11 protein-coding genes and 1 pseudogene are annotated in these 12718 nt (G+C 69.9%); 5 read left to right on the top strand and 7 right to left on the bottom strand.

Translation table 11 applies throughout. The annotated features are described in order from the left end of the window. Positions 1-49 precede the first annotated feature (49 nt). The gene (locus tag JXZ78_RS32810) at positions 50-364 is read right to left on the bottom strand and encodes a hypothetical protein (protein ID WP_030024601.1); all 315 of its coding nucleotides are present in this window, start codon (positions 362-364) and stop codon (positions 50-52) included. 280 nt (positions 365-644) lie between these two features. Between JXZ78_RS32810 and JXZ78_RS32805 the strand changes: the two genes are divergently transcribed. Then, on the top strand, positions 645-1274 hold the full coding sequence (locus JXZ78_RS32805) for a hypothetical protein (protein WP_238783524.1): 630 nt from the start codon (positions 645-647) through the stop codon (positions 1272-1274). Continuing rightward, the gene (locus JXZ78_RS32800; protein WP_033040081.1) at positions 1271-2692 is read left to right on the top strand and encodes a sensor histidine kinase; all 1422 of its coding nucleotides are present in this window, start codon (positions 1271-1273) and stop codon (positions 2690-2692) included. Before JXZ78_RS32805 ends, JXZ78_RS32800 begins: the two co-directional genes overlap by 4 nt. Here the strand turns inward: JXZ78_RS32800 and JXZ78_RS32795 are convergent. From JXZ78_RS32795 to recQ, 3 genes are all read right to left on the bottom strand, one after another. Next, entirely contained in the window at positions 2658-4940 is a 2283-nt protein-coding gene (locus tag JXZ78_RS32795; protein ID WP_050503035.1) for an esterase-like activity of phytase family protein, read from the bottom strand. The two genes, JXZ78_RS32800 and JXZ78_RS32795, sit on opposite strands and share 35 nt — an antisense overlap. Positions 4941-5001: 61 nt before the next feature. Then, the gene (locus JXZ78_RS32790; protein ID WP_238783523.1) at positions 5002-5475 is read right to left on the bottom strand and encodes an effector-associated constant component EACC1; all 474 of its coding nucleotides are present in this window, start codon (positions 5473-5475) and stop codon (positions 5002-5004) included. Positions 5476-6112: 637 nt separating this feature from the next. Continuing rightward, positions 6113-8107 (bottom strand): DNA helicase RecQ, encoded by a 1995-nt coding sequence (gene recQ / locus JXZ78_RS32785; RefSeq protein ID WP_078624690.1) that lies wholly within the window; start codon positions 8105-8107, stop codon positions 6113-6115. Positions 8108-8463: 356 nt separating this feature from the next. Here recQ and JXZ78_RS32775 point away from each other — a divergent pair, with 356 nt between their 5' ends. Together JXZ78_RS32775 and JXZ78_RS32770 are read left to right on the top strand one after the other, a co-directional pair. Then, positions 8464-9102: a DUF4232 domain-containing protein gene (locus JXZ78_RS32775; RefSeq protein ID WP_078624687.1), complete on the top strand. Its 639-nt coding sequence runs from the start codon at positions 8464-8466 to the stop codon at positions 9100-9102. Between the two features lie 104 nt (positions 9103-9206). Beyond that, positions 9207-9491 (top strand): hypothetical protein, encoded by a 285-nt coding sequence (locus JXZ78_RS32770; protein WP_030024608.1) that lies wholly within the window; start codon positions 9207-9209, stop codon positions 9489-9491. Between the two features lie 85 nt (positions 9492-9576). On the opposite strand, the gene JXZ78_RS32765 is transcribed toward JXZ78_RS32770, so the two are convergent. Then, positions 9577-9912, bottom strand: coding sequence for a deoxyxylulose-5-phosphate synthase (locus JXZ78_RS32765; protein ID WP_078624688.1), 336 nt, complete (start codon positions 9910-9912; stop codon positions 9577-9579). A gap of 635 nt (positions 9913-10547) precedes the next feature. After that, on the bottom strand, positions 10548-11168 hold the full coding sequence (locus JXZ78_RS32760) for a hypothetical protein (protein WP_157851752.1): 621 nt from the start codon (positions 11166-11168) through the stop codon (positions 10548-10550). 495 nt (positions 11169-11663) lie between these two features. On the opposite strand from JXZ78_RS32760, the pseudogene JXZ78_RS32755 reads away from it, so the two are divergent. Further along, positions 11664-12438 (top strand): annotated as a pseudogene (locus tag JXZ78_RS32755) (IS5 family transposase). 91 nt (positions 12439-12529) lie between these two features. On the opposite strand, the gene JXZ78_RS32750 reads toward JXZ78_RS32755, so the two are convergent. Next, on the bottom strand, positions 12530-12718 hold a 189-nt coding region (locus tag JXZ78_RS32750), incomplete at its 5' end, for an ANTAR domain-containing protein (protein WP_238783522.1).

The raw sequence follows: 12718 nt of genomic DNA, 5'->3' as shown, positions 1-12718 counted from the left end.
ATGTGGGGCGCGGGATGCGGGGCGCGGGGGCGCCTTCGGCCGCTTCGGCTCAGGCCTGCTGCGCCTGGCGGCGCCGGTGCACCGCGATGCCCACACCCGCCGCGCCGACTACCCCGGCCGCGCCCGCGATCCCGCCCGCGGGGAGCTTGCCGACCCGCTCGGCGATCCCGGCGAGACCGTCCTCGGGGAGCACGGCGGACAAGCGGCCCGACGCGTGCTGGGTGATGGCTCCGGTCTTGGCGTGGGCGTCGGCGGCGTCGGAGGTGCCGGCGGCGAACGCGCCGCCCGCCGGGAGGAGCAGGGCGGCCGCGACGCCGGTCGTGACGGCGGCGGTACGGATCACGGAGCGGCGCTTTGCCCGCATGGAACGACTCCTCGTCGTGGCGGCCCCGACCGGGCTGCCGTAGGTCTGCTGCTTCGAAGAAGAATGTACGAGGCGTCTTTCACGGCGATCCGTAGGTTGTGTAACAGCCTGCGCCATCTCTGCGGGCAGTGATGTCACGGCAGGGGCGCAGGTACCGTACGCGCGCCGCCACTATGGGTAACTTTGTCTCGTTACGTAGCTCTGTGTCCGTGTCCGTAAGGTCACGGGGACGCGTCGGACGGGAAGGCGGTGGGCCGTGCGGCGCCGGACGCTCCCGGCGGTGGCACTGTTCGTGGTGCCGCTGCCGCTCGCCCTGGCGGCGGGCTGCGCACCCGTCGCCGGACTGCACGACGACGGCCGGGCGCGGAACGTCACGGCGCCGCTCGCCCTGTGGGCGGACCGTACGCCCGCGCCGCGCGTCCGCGACGAGGACCCCGGCGACCAGCGCGCCGTACCGGGCCTCGCCCGCGTCCCCTCCGGCGACATGAAGGACACCGACCCGGCGGCCGTCGTCCGGGCCGACTTCGCGGCCGACGACGGCCGTCCGCCCCGCCCGGACACCGTACGCAGCCCGGTCCTCCACGACCTCACCGACGACGGAAAACCCGACCTGATCAGCGCCGTCGACCTGGACGGGCGCACCAGCCTGCTGCGCGTCTACAGCGTTCGCAACCAGGTCGTGACGCGCGTCCTGGCGATGCGCGCCGTCCTCGCGGGCGTCGAACTGGCCGCGGGGCACCTCGCCGTGCGCGAACCCACCAAGGACCCGCGCTACGTCAGCGTCACCGACTACGTATGGGACGGCAGCCGGATGGGCCTGTGGGACCTCACCCTGGACGACTACCGGACCCCGCAGAACCCGCTGCCCACGACGCCGTCGGGCGCGCCGTCCCCGGAAGCTTCCGCATGACCCGCCCGGTGCTCTCCCTCCGCTGGAAGATCGCTCTCACCGTCACAGCGGTGTGCTGCGCGGTCGCCGCCGTACTGGGCGTGCTGGTCCACAACGCCGTCGCCCGCCAAACCGTCGGCCAGGTACGCAAGGAGACCCTCACCGATCTCGACGACGCGCTGGACCTGTACGAGTACGGCACCTCCCGTGAAGGCCTCAACTCCGTACTCGACCCGGCCGAACTCCCGCCTCAGCTCCGCACGTTGGTGCACCATGACCGGCGTGGCAGCATGGTCGGCACCTACCACGGGCAACGCGTCATGTGGACGGCGGCGCCGGCCGGCGACCAGGTGATGGCGGTGTGGTCCCCGTACGAGAACACCCGCCGCTCCCTGGAGAACCTCGACACGGCCATCTTCGGTTCCGCCGTCCTCGCCGCCACCGCCGTCGCCCTCGCCGGACTGTTCCTCGCGCACCGCATCAGCCGTCGGCTGAGCACCACGGCGGCCGTCGCGCGCCGCATCACCGCGGGGGACCTGGACGCGCGGGCCGGCACCGAGGGGGAGGGGCGGCGGGGCCGGCCGGGGGCGCGGGACGAGGTGGCGGCGGTGGCCGCGGCGCTGGACTCGGTGGCCGGCTCCCTCCAGGGCCGTCTCCAGGCAGAACAGCGCTTCACCGCCGACGTGGCCCATGAACTGCGCACCCCGCTGACCGGCATCCTTGCCTCGGCCGAACTGCTGCCCGAGGGCCGCCCCAAGGAGATGATCAACGACCGGCTGCGGGCGTTGCACCGGCTCACCGAGGACCTGCTGGAGATCTCCCGCCTCGACTCCGGCGCCGAACGCCCCGATCTGGCCGCTTACGAACTGGGCGCGCTGGTCCGCGGTTCGGTGCGGGGCACGGGGCTCGACACCGAGGTACGGGTGGCGCGGGACGCGGTCGTACGGACGGACCGGCGCCGCCTGGACCGCATCCTGTGCAACCTGGTCCTGAACGCGCACCGGCACGGGCGGCCTCCGGTCGTGGTGACCGTGGACGTGCCGGACGGCGGGGCGGCGTACGGGGGCACGGTGTACGAGGGTGCGGCGTACGAGGGAATGCCGTACGACGGAACGATGCGCGACGCAACGATGCGCGACGGGACCGTGCGCGACGGGACACCGCACGACGGGGCGCACCGAGGCACGCCGCCCCCGGTCCCCGTGGTGGAGGTACGCGACCACGGCCCCGGCTTCCCGGACGAGTTGCTGCACCGCGGCCCGCAACGTTTCCGTACCGACGCGCCGGGCCGCGGCAAGGGACACGGCCTCGGCCTGACCATCGCGGTAGGCCAGGCGGCCGTCCTGGGCATCGAACTGCACTTCACCAACGCACCGGACGGCGGCGCGCGAGCCGTGCTCCGCCTTACCCCGCCCCTGCCTCCACCCCCGACCCGCTAGCCGTACCCGTACCTGTCCCCGTATCTGTCCCCGTTCCCGTACCTGTCCCCGTCCCCGTCCGACCGGTCCGGATCGCCAGGGCATACACCCGGGTGATCTGGTGCGGGCTGTTGTTGTTGTCCGACACGATGAAGAGCGGCAGCCGCCCCTTGTACGGGCCCGAGGCCAGCGGCGCGGTGCCGAGCGCCATTCCCTCGGCGTTCTCCAGCAGCGGGTTGGCCTGCGGCTGCGCGGCCGCCGAGCCGCCCGGTGGGCAGGTGACGAGGTCGACCGGCTCCCACTTCTTCGCGAACGCGTCGACCGGCTCCGCCTGCAACGAAGCGACCCGGGAGACGTCCTTCGCCCGGCTCAGGTCGGCCCCGAAGACGCGTACCGCGTTGCCCTGGCCCTCGGCGTGGTTGGTCTCCAGTACGAGCAGCCGGTCGCCGCCCAACGCCACCAGCTCCGAGACCCGCAGCCCGGCCGCCGACTGGTAGGCGAACTGCTTGTCCGGCACGTACGCGCCGCCCGGCGTCCCCTTGAAGCGCTGGATACGCAGCAGGCTGCGGCCGCGCGCCTTGCCGTCGCGGAAGAGCGGCGCCTCCAAGCCCGCGTACAGATACCGGCCGTCCGGGGAGGCGCCCAGCGCCTCCAGATTCTCCGGCCCGGCCCAGTCGACCAGGTTGCGCGGCAGCTCGATACGGCCCGTCTCCGCGCCGTCCGACACCCGGAACCTGCGGATCGACGGGCCCGCCTCCGAGGCGACCAGGACGGTACGCCCGCCCTTCTCCAGCACGAGCCCCTCACCGTCGAAGCGGCCGCCGCCGGTGGGGCGGAGGGTGCGCAGGTGGACGGCGCGGGCGGACGGTGGTGCGGCGCCCGACGTACCGAGGTCGAGGTCGAAGATCCGGCCCGGCGCGTTGTCGGCCAGCGCCCACGCCCGGGAGGGGCCGGACATGGCGAGGCCGGACAGGCCGTCCACCGGTACGGCACCCTCGTACTCGACGCCGTTGAGCGCGTCGCTGTGGCCGATCAGCGCCACGTCGGCCGAGCAGGCGCCGGAGGAGGGTTCGTCGTCCCGCCACTGCCACCACACACCGGCGGGGACCGCCACCGCCACCACCGCGACGCACAGGACGGTGATCAGCGCCCGGCGCCGGAGCTTCCGCGCCTCGGCGGCTTCCGGGTCGGGGGGTCGGGATGCGGGAGTGGGTGCGGCGCCCGAGGTGCCGGCGGGGTGCGAGACGCCTGCTCTTCCTGGTGGGCCGACGCCGGATTGGTCGGTGGGGCCGGTGTGACCCGTGTGACCGGGCTGACCGGAGAGGCCAGCATGGCCGAACCGATCGGTCAGTCCGGTCAGTCCGGTCAGTCTGGTCCGTCCGACCTCTCCGGTCTCTCCGGCCTCACCCGGTGGGGGAGCGGGGCGCGCCGCACGATTCCGTACGAACGGCAACTTCTCGATGCCGTTCTGCGCCTGCTGCTGCGGCAGCGGACGGTTCTTCTCGCGCAGGGCGCGGCGGACTTCCCGGTAGATGGCTTCGAGGCTGAGATGGTCGGGGGGCGGAGAACCCGCGGCCATGCCGGCTGCCGCACTCTCCGGACCCGGGCCCGGACCCGGACCCGAAGGCGGTTCCGGACGCGGGCCAGGGATCCCCTCCCGCAGCACCCGCAGGAACTCACCGGTGAAAGCGGTGTGCTCCTCACCCTCAGGCGCCAGCGCCTCGACGTTCCAAGGCGTCGAGGTGAGCAGGTACGAGACGCCCTCCAGGCTGTCCATACCCTCGAACAGAGCCTCGCCCAGCTGACTGGAAGCGTGCTGCGTGGCCGCCACCGTGGACATGGTGCCGCCCATGGTCCCGGCGGACATGCCCTTGATCACGCTGCCGCTGTAGCAGCAGTCGAGGATGATGATGCGGCGCTTGGGCGGCGTATGGGTGCCCAGGGCACTGCGCAGCCATGTGTACGGGATGCCGCTGTGCACCTTTCCCGGTTCCGTACCGGGCAGCGTGAGGTACAGGCCTTCCTGCCGCGAGTCGAGGAAGCCGTGACCCGCGTAGTACACGATCAGCGTGTCCCGCGCGGCCCGTACCGCCTCCTCGATGGGCTTCAACGCCGCGGCGACCGTACGGGGATTGGGCACGATCCGGCAGTTCTTCTTCGGCATGCCCCCGATGGTCCGGTCGGTCAGCGCGGCCTTGAGCGCCTTGAGGTTGTTACGGACCCCCGGCAGCGGCGGCAGATCGGCGTACCGGTCGACGCCGATGATCACACAAGCCGACTCCGCCGGATCGAACGCCGGCCCCGCTTCTCCCCCGGCCCCACCCATCCCGTCAGCCCCCACCCGTCCCGCCTTCACGTGCTTCTCCCGCACGCGGTCGCCCCGCGCCCTCTCCTCCCGGGAATCCGTCTCCCGCCCCCGTCTCCCCACCGCCCCCACCCCCTGCTCCCCCGTCCTCCAACCTCTCCAACTCCTCCAACGCGCGAAGAATGCTCCGGACACCGTCCGTGTCCGCCGTGGCGAAAGCGACCCGTACACCGTTGCGTTCGACCGTCACCTTGGGGCGCGCCGCGTACGCCCTGCGCCAGCCGTCGATGGCGATGGCGAGGCTGCTCAGCTGGAACGCGCTGTCGACGATCAACTGGACGGCGTCGAACCCCAGCCCCATCTCCCCGGGCCTGTTCTCCCTCTTCCGCAGCGAGACGTCCGCGCTCCGGCCCACGGCGGGATCGTCCGCCAGCCACTCGCACAACGACCGCAACTCCAGGTCGCTCTCCGCCTCGTCCAGCCTGACCTGGATTCTCATCAGCCCCCCATGTGCCGGTCCGGCCTCACACCAACTCTCGCCCCATACCCACCGCCTTCGCGGCAATTCCCGGAACAGCGCGCAATCACCCTGCGCGGGTGCGCTTCGACCAAACGGCTGTCATGGAGCTGGATGCACGACGGGCGGCCGTCTGCCAAGGCCCCCCACATGTCGAACGTTTCATCGATGACGTACCCCCGTATCGGCACGATCCTGTACCGAGATCGGCATGGTCTCCGAGGCACAGATGCACAGCACCCTCGCGGAGGCGGCCAATTACGCCGACGAACCGCTGGAGGAGCATGACGAAGCGGCGTGCGCCCTCGAAGAATTCGGCGTCGCGGTCTCCGTGCACGCCGACGACATCGACTCCATCTACGACGACTACGCCACCCTGCTGGAGGCCGCCGTGGCGGTCGCCGGCGGCAAGGTCACCATCGCCGACGTACGGATCGCCGAGGGCGAAGGCGACTTGGAGAACGGCCGCTTGGGCCAACTGGAGTTCGAACGGAACGGCAAGCCCGTCTCGATCCTGGCCGACCACCTCGCCGAGGACTACTACGACCAGGGCGCCGTCTGCGAGGCCCTAGCCGAGACCGCCCACGACGACGACCCAGCCCTCCCCCCGGGGGGCCCCTCACTCCTCCTCAACGGGCGGCTCCCCGCCCCAGTCCCACTCCTCCTCCGGCACCGACTCCTGCCCCTGCCCCGGCCCCGGCTGCCGCCCCGCGGTCGGTGCCGCCACCTGGGTCACCTGCTGCACCTGCTCTGCCGCCGGTACCGCCTGCTCCGACAACACAGCCAGAATCTGCTCGCCGTACTTCGCCAGCTTGTTCTCGCCCACTCCGTTCACGGAGCCGAGCTCGCCCACGCTCGACGGCCGGGCCGTGGCGACCTCCCGCAGCGTCGCGTCGTGGAAGATCACGTACGCCGGTACGCCCTGTTCCTTGGCCGTGCGCCCCCGCCAGGCGCGCAGCTCCTCGAAGACCGGCACCGCCTCCTCCGGGAGGTCCACCGGTGCCGCTCGCCGCCCCTTGGCCGCCTTCGCGGCCTTGGCCTTCACGGCCTTCTCCGGCTCGCGCCGCATCGGCACCTCGCGCTGCCCCCGCAGCACCTCACCGCTTGCCTCGGTCAGTACCAGCGTGCCGTAGTCGCCCTCCACCGCGAGGAGCCGCTGGGCGAGCAACTGCCGGATGACACCGCGCCATTCGGCCTCCCGAAGATCCTCCCCGATGCCGAAGACACTGAGCTGGTCATGATCGAACTGGATGACCTTCGCGGTCTTCCGGCCCATCAGGATGTCGATGATCTGCCCGGCACCGAACTTCTGCTTCCGCTCGCGCTGCAACCGCACCACCGTGGAGAGCAGCTTCTGCGAGGGAACCGTGCCGTCCCAGGTCTGCGGCGGCGTCAGGCACGTGTCGCAGTTCCCGCACGCGCTGCTCTCCTGCCCGAAGTAGGCGAGCAGCCGCACCCGCCGGCACTCCACCGTCTCGCAGAGCGCGAGCATCGCGTCGAGGTGCGCCGACAGCCGCCTGCGGTGGGCGTCGTCCCCGTCCGAGCCGTCGATCATCTTCCGCTGCTGGACCACGTCCTGCAGTCCGTACGCCAGCCACGCCGTGGACGGCTGGCCGTCCCGCCCGGCGCGTCCCGTCTCCTGGTAGTACCCCTCCACCGACTTCGGCAGGTCCAGGTGGGCCACGAACCGTACGTCGGGCTTGTCGATGCCCATCCCGAACGCGATGGTGGCGACGACCACCACCCCGTCCTCCCGCAGAAAACGGGCCTGGTGCTCCGCGCGCATCCGGGCGTCCAGCCCCGCGTGATACGGAAGCGCCGGGACGCCGTTCTGCACCAGGAATTCGGCGGTCTTCTCCACCGAGGCCCGCGAAAGGCAGTACACGATGCCCGCATCGCCGGCGTGCTCGGTGCGCAGCAATTCCAGCAGCTGCTTCTTCGGGTCACTCTTTCCGGCGATCCGGTACTGAATGTTCGGCCGGTCGAAGCTGGCCACGAAATGCCGGGCGTTCTCCATCCCGAGCCGCGAGGTGATCTCCTGGTGGGTGGCTTCCGTGGCCGTCGCGGTCAGAGCCATCCTCGGGACCTCGGGCCACCGCTCCCGGAGCATCGACAGGGCGAGGTAGTCCGGCCGGAAGTCGTGGCCCCACTGCGCGACACAGTGCGCCTCGTCGATCGCGAAGAGCGAGATCTTGCCCCGGTCGAGCAGGTTCAGCGTCTGCTCCACCCGCAGCCGCTCCGGCGCCAGATACAGCAGGTCCAGCTCCCCGGAGAGGAACTCGGCCTCCACCAGCCGCCGCTCCTCCAGATCCTGCGTGGAGTTGAGGAAACCGGCCCGGACCCCCAGCGCCCGCAGCGCGTCGACCTGGTCCTGCATCAACGCGATCAACGGCGAGACGACCACCCCGACGCCCGGCCGCACCAGGGCCGGAATCTGGTAGCACAGGGACTTTCCGCCGCCGGTCGGCATCAGTACGACCGCGTCGCCGCCCGTTATGACGTGCTCGATGATCGACTGCTGTTCCCCGCGGAACGCGTCGTACCCGAACACCCGCCGCAGCACGCTCACCGCGTCACTGACGTCGCCCTCGGTTTCCCCGGCACCGGAAGCCATCTCCACCTCGCTCATGCCTGCAGCGTACGAGCTATCCCGCCACCCGCGCTCAGCCCTGTGGATAACTCCGCGCCGGACCGCCCTCCTCTGCTACTCCCGATCCGGGCACGTCGCGCTTCGTACGACCTTCGTACGACCTCCGTACGACCGCGCACGGGCCCAAGCAGCCCCGTATCGCCTCGCGCCACACCCCGTACAACGAAAACCGCCGTCCGCCCGTCTCACAGAAAGACGAGGAACATCACATATCGCGCCCCGCGAACGCCACGCCGCGCCCTCTTTCCGCCCCCTTCCACCGCCCAGGCCTGGCCCCTCCTCCCTCCGCCGCCAAAACCGCAGACAGGACGGAGCCCCACATGCACGACCACAGCCCCTCACCCCACCCGACTCAGACCTCCCGCTCCACCCACCTCACTAACCCCACCCACTCCATCCGCCCCACACCCACAAAGCGCCACCACTCCGCCAGGACCGCCACAGCCCTCCTCACCACCCTCACAGCCACAATCGCCACCCTCGCCACTCTCACCCCCACAGCCTCAGCAACCCCTTCAACCGCTCCCACCACCTCCACCACCTCCACCACCTCCACCATCCCGCACTGCACCGAAGCCGCCCTGACGATCAAGGCATCCATCCCCGCTCCCCAGCACCCCGACGTCCTGCGCATCAGTGCCACCAACCGCACCACCAAACCCTGCGTCATCGACCGTATCCCGACCGTCACCTTCGGTGACCTCGACGGCGCCGCCGAACCCGACCCGCCCACCGAGAGCGCTCCGTACCGCCTCGCGCCCGGCTCCACCGCGTACGCCACGGTCCGCACCGTGACCGGCCGGCCCACCCCGTCCGCCCGTACCGTCGACTTCATCACCGTCGCCGCAGATCCGTCACACCACGGCCGCCGCTTCGACGCCACCGCCATCGGCGCCCCGCCCGCAGGCATCTGCGTCTGGACCCCGACCACGACTTGGTGGCGCCCCACGCCCACCTGACGCCGACAGGGCAACGCGCCACCGACACCACCAAGTCCCCGCCATCGGGGGCGGGGTATGCCGAACCGCCCGCCCCCGATATCCCCGTCCGCCAAAGTGAGCGCATGAGTCTCACGACCGCCGGCGAACCGCCAGGCCCCGTACGTTTCTTCCTCATGTGCGACCGTCTGGGCTGCGGCGCCCGCGCCGTCCTCGACCTGGTCGTCCCCGATCAGCCACCGGACATCGAGACGGACCTCTTCGGCCACCTCCTGCACAGCGCCAAGGCGGCCGCCCCGCGCATCGCCGACATGGGATGGACGTACTTCCAGGGCGACGGCTACTGGTGCCCGCGCTGCTCGACCCCACGCTCCCAACGCCCCCGAAGAGGCCGCACCCGCTCCTCCTGACCACCACGGTCCCGCCGGCACACGCCCCTCAACCGGCGCCTACGGCCTGGTCATCTCCCGGGCCACCCCCCTAAAAGCAGCCCACTCAAGGCACTTCATAGCGGACCAACGCCCGCGCGAACGGCTCCCCGGTGGACCGCGCGTAAGCCATCCGCTCACGCACCTCCCTGAGAGTGCGAGGACGGTAACCGGGCCCGCCGCAACAGCCCATACGAAAACGGACGCCGGCGTGCAACAGCACGGAGAGCGTGCGCCAGGCGGCGACATCCCGCCTCTTGGGCGCCGCGAAGGCGGACCCGACGTAAAAGAGCGGCGCGGTGCACCTGGGGCAGGTCCGGGCGTGGTCGTAACTGCGAGGGGAGGGCTGCTTGTACGAGACCCGGCAGGGCAGGCATACGTACGAGGTCTTTCCGTGGGCCATGCCGTAAGAGTAGAGCTGTCGAAAGCCCGATTCGACAGCTTTATGCAGGCTGCGCGAGCTGCCGACCAGGTGGCTTTCCGGCCGCCGCGCAGCGGATGTACGTCATGGCATGCGGCTGCCGCGAACACGAGAGCCCCTCCGCCCACTGGACGGAAGGGCCTCTGACCTGCTGCTTTGCTGTGCCCCCGGCAGGATTCGAACCTGCGACACCCGCTTTAGGAGTTTTTCCTGGGCAGGGTCGTGACCTGCGGAAACGTAGACGGCAGGGCGTGTGGCCTGGGAAAACACCGCTCCGTAGTTCTCACGTGTTTACGGGGTTTCCCGGCCTCATGTGTGCTGAATCCGTTTCAGATGACCAGGCAATGCCTACAGGCGGGTAGCGCCGGACGGCCGTGACGGTAGTCGTCGTCGATGGAAGGACGCTCAGCTACTCGCGCCGGGATGGCCTCTGGATGTTCACCCTGATGTGGAGGCTGCCGACCAGGGGTGCTCCGCCAGCGATCGCGGCGACTGCTGCGGCAGCGGTAGTGGCGCCAGCCCATGCAAGGATCGATGCAGCGATGACAGCGATGAGACCGGTGAGCGCGGTGATCCAGTTCAGGGCTGCGGATGCGGTCATATGTCGATTGCGCGTTTCAGTCGATGGCACGGTAAAAAACCGGTCCTTCCGCATCGCAGCTCCCAGCCCGACAGCATTGGGCTACGCCTGTCCGACGTTCCTCCTTGCTGACGTAGCGCTTCAGTCGTGGCGCGAGATCCTGCTCATTGAGTAGATAGCGCGCCTCCTCAGAGGGGAGGATCCGACATGGACGGGGATCTTCATCGTTTCCGTTCGTGAAGGCCGCCAGGTCCAGCAGGAGTTGCTGTGGGGTCGGAACGCTTGTGCGTAGTGCCAGGTCGAAACGGTTGGGCAGATGGAAACGCGGCTGCGGCTCCTGTTGCTCGCGTCCAGCCGGGATTAGGTGCATTTCCCAGCCGCTGCGATCAGCCGGCGAATAGACCCTGTTGCTCCAATAGAGCTGGTGGAAATCACAGCCATGCTCGTCGCGGAAGCTGCCATCGAACCAGATGCCGCCCCATCGATCTTCTGCCGTTCCGCCGGCCCTCCAGCCGATGACAGGGACGCCGTGCTTCGCCCAGTGGGTGGCAACGGATCGAATGTAGGGGTGGTGGAGTGCGTTCCGCTGCCCACTGGCAGGGGACGACCTGCCCATCCTGCGCGCAACGGAGTACGGCTGGGTCTGCTCAGCCTGCACACATCGCGCAGCGCGCTTCCTCGTGGCGTGCCTGACCATCAGTTTCCGAACCGGCAGTTACCCACACCCTGCCTGCACTGAGCGCCAACCAGTGTCGCGCGATCCACTAAGGACCTTGGCCAGGATGATACGACGTGGTGTGGGCGCGACGTATTGGCTCGGGCGGCGCTGCTGCCAGAGCACCAGTGTAGCAACGGCCCGCGGTCGGCGTAGGTGACTTCCAGGCAGCTACGCCTTTAGAGAGGGCTGCTGCCTGTTTCGGTATCAACGGCCTGGGGAACTTGATCGTTCCAAGCTCCTGAGGCTCCGGCTTCGACTGCGAAGGCCCTCCCGTCCGTAGGACGAAAGGGCCTCTGACCAGGTTTTTCTTTGTGCCCCCGGCAGGATTCGAACCTGCGACACCCGCTTTACGAGTTGGTGCGTGATAGCGGGCGGGCAAGCTCTGGTCGTGAGGACGCCATTTCGTTTGGTGTGATCTTGCGGCAGTCTGGAACGGTGACTACCTCGCTTGTTGAGCGGATGGCGCCGGATGACCTGTGGGAGTTGTTCGAGCGGGTGGTTCCACCAGCCCCGGAGCGCCCGCAGGGCGGTGGCCGGCGGCGGCACGGGGATCGGGAGGTGCTCGCCGCGATCATCTTCGTGGCCACTTCGGGCTGCCCCTGGAACCAACTGCCGCCCGGTTTCGGCCCCTCGGGAGTGACCGCGTTCCGCCGGTTCACCGAGTGGTCCGATGCGCGGGTGTGGGCCAAGCTCCACCGCCTGGTCCTCGACGAGCTCGGCTCCCGGGGGAGCTGGACTGGTCGCGTTGCCCGATCGATTCCGTGAGCCTGCGGGAGGTAAAAGGGGCCCGCTGACCGGACCAAATTCGCTCGACCGTGACAAATGCGGATCGAAAATCCACCTGATCACCGACCGCAACCGCCTGCTCATGTCCCTGGGCATCCCCGTTGCCAATACTCGCGACGGTCTCGGCCTGATGCCTCTCATGAAGGGCATACCCCCCATCCGCTCCCGCTGCGGGCCACGGAGCCGACGGCCGCCCAGACTGCATGCCGACAAGGGATACGACTACGCCCACCTGCGGGCATGGCTTTGTCGACGCGGCATCCGTCACCGCATCGCCCGCAAGGGCATCGAGTCGCCCCACCGGCTTGGCCGGCATCGCTGGGTGGTCGAGCGGATCGTGCCACGGCTCGGCGGATGCCGCCGCCTGCACCGGCGCTGCGAACACAGGGCAGAGCACTTCCTCGCCTTCGTTGCCCAGCCGTAGCCCTCGCAGGGCCAACGCAGGCCCATCGGCGGAGGCAGGGCCTCAGGTGCGACGGCCGGTGACAAGAACGTTTCGTCGGTAGCCGGTGGTGTCAGGGGCGTGTGGGGCCGGGGTCTGTGGGTGGGGGCAGGGTGGTGGTGCCGTCGATGATGTCGCGGGCGAGGTCGGCGAGGCGCAGGTGGTGGTGGCGGGCGTGGGCGCGCATTCGATGGAAGGCGGTGTCGGGGTCGGTGGGGTGGTGGGCGGTGAGGAATCCTTTGGCCTGTTCGATGATGGTGCG

Origin of the sequence: Streptomyces monomycini (assembly GCF_022271435.1) — a bacterium.
Taxonomy (GTDB): Bacteria; Actinomycetota; Actinomycetes; order Streptomycetales; family Streptomycetaceae; genus Streptomyces; species Streptomyces monomycini.
The sequence above is the reverse complement of the archived record's forward strand: the minus strand, read 5'-3'. Positions and strand labels throughout refer to the sequence as shown.

Bases quoted from the DNA above. Each gene is read 5' to 3' on its own strand.
- JXZ78_RS32810 (WP_030024601.1), bottom strand. From the start codon at position 364: ATGCGGGCAAAGCGCCGCTCCGTGATCCGTACCGCCGCCGTCACGACC.
- JXZ78_RS32800 (WP_033040081.1), top strand. From the start codon at position 1,271: ATGACCCGCCCGGTGCTCTCCCTCCGCTGGAAGATCGCTCTCACCGTC.
- JXZ78_RS32790 (WP_238783523.1), bottom strand. From the start codon at position 5,475: ATGAGAATCCAGGTCAGGCTGGACGAGGCGGAGAGCGACCTGGAGTTG.
- recQ (WP_078624690.1), bottom strand. From the start codon at position 8,107: ATGGCTTCCGGTGCCGGGGAAACCGAGGGCGACGTCAGTGACGCGGTG.
- JXZ78_RS32775 (WP_078624687.1), top strand. From the start codon at position 8,464: ATGCACGACCACAGCCCCTCACCCCACCCGACTCAGACCTCCCGCTCC.
- JXZ78_RS32770 (WP_030024608.1), top strand. From the start codon at position 9,207: ATGAGTCTCACGACCGCCGGCGAACCGCCAGGCCCCGTACGTTTCTTC.
- JXZ78_RS32765 (WP_078624688.1), bottom strand. From the start codon at position 9,912: ATGGCCCACGGAAAGACCTCGTACGTATGCCTGCCCTGCCGGGTCTCG.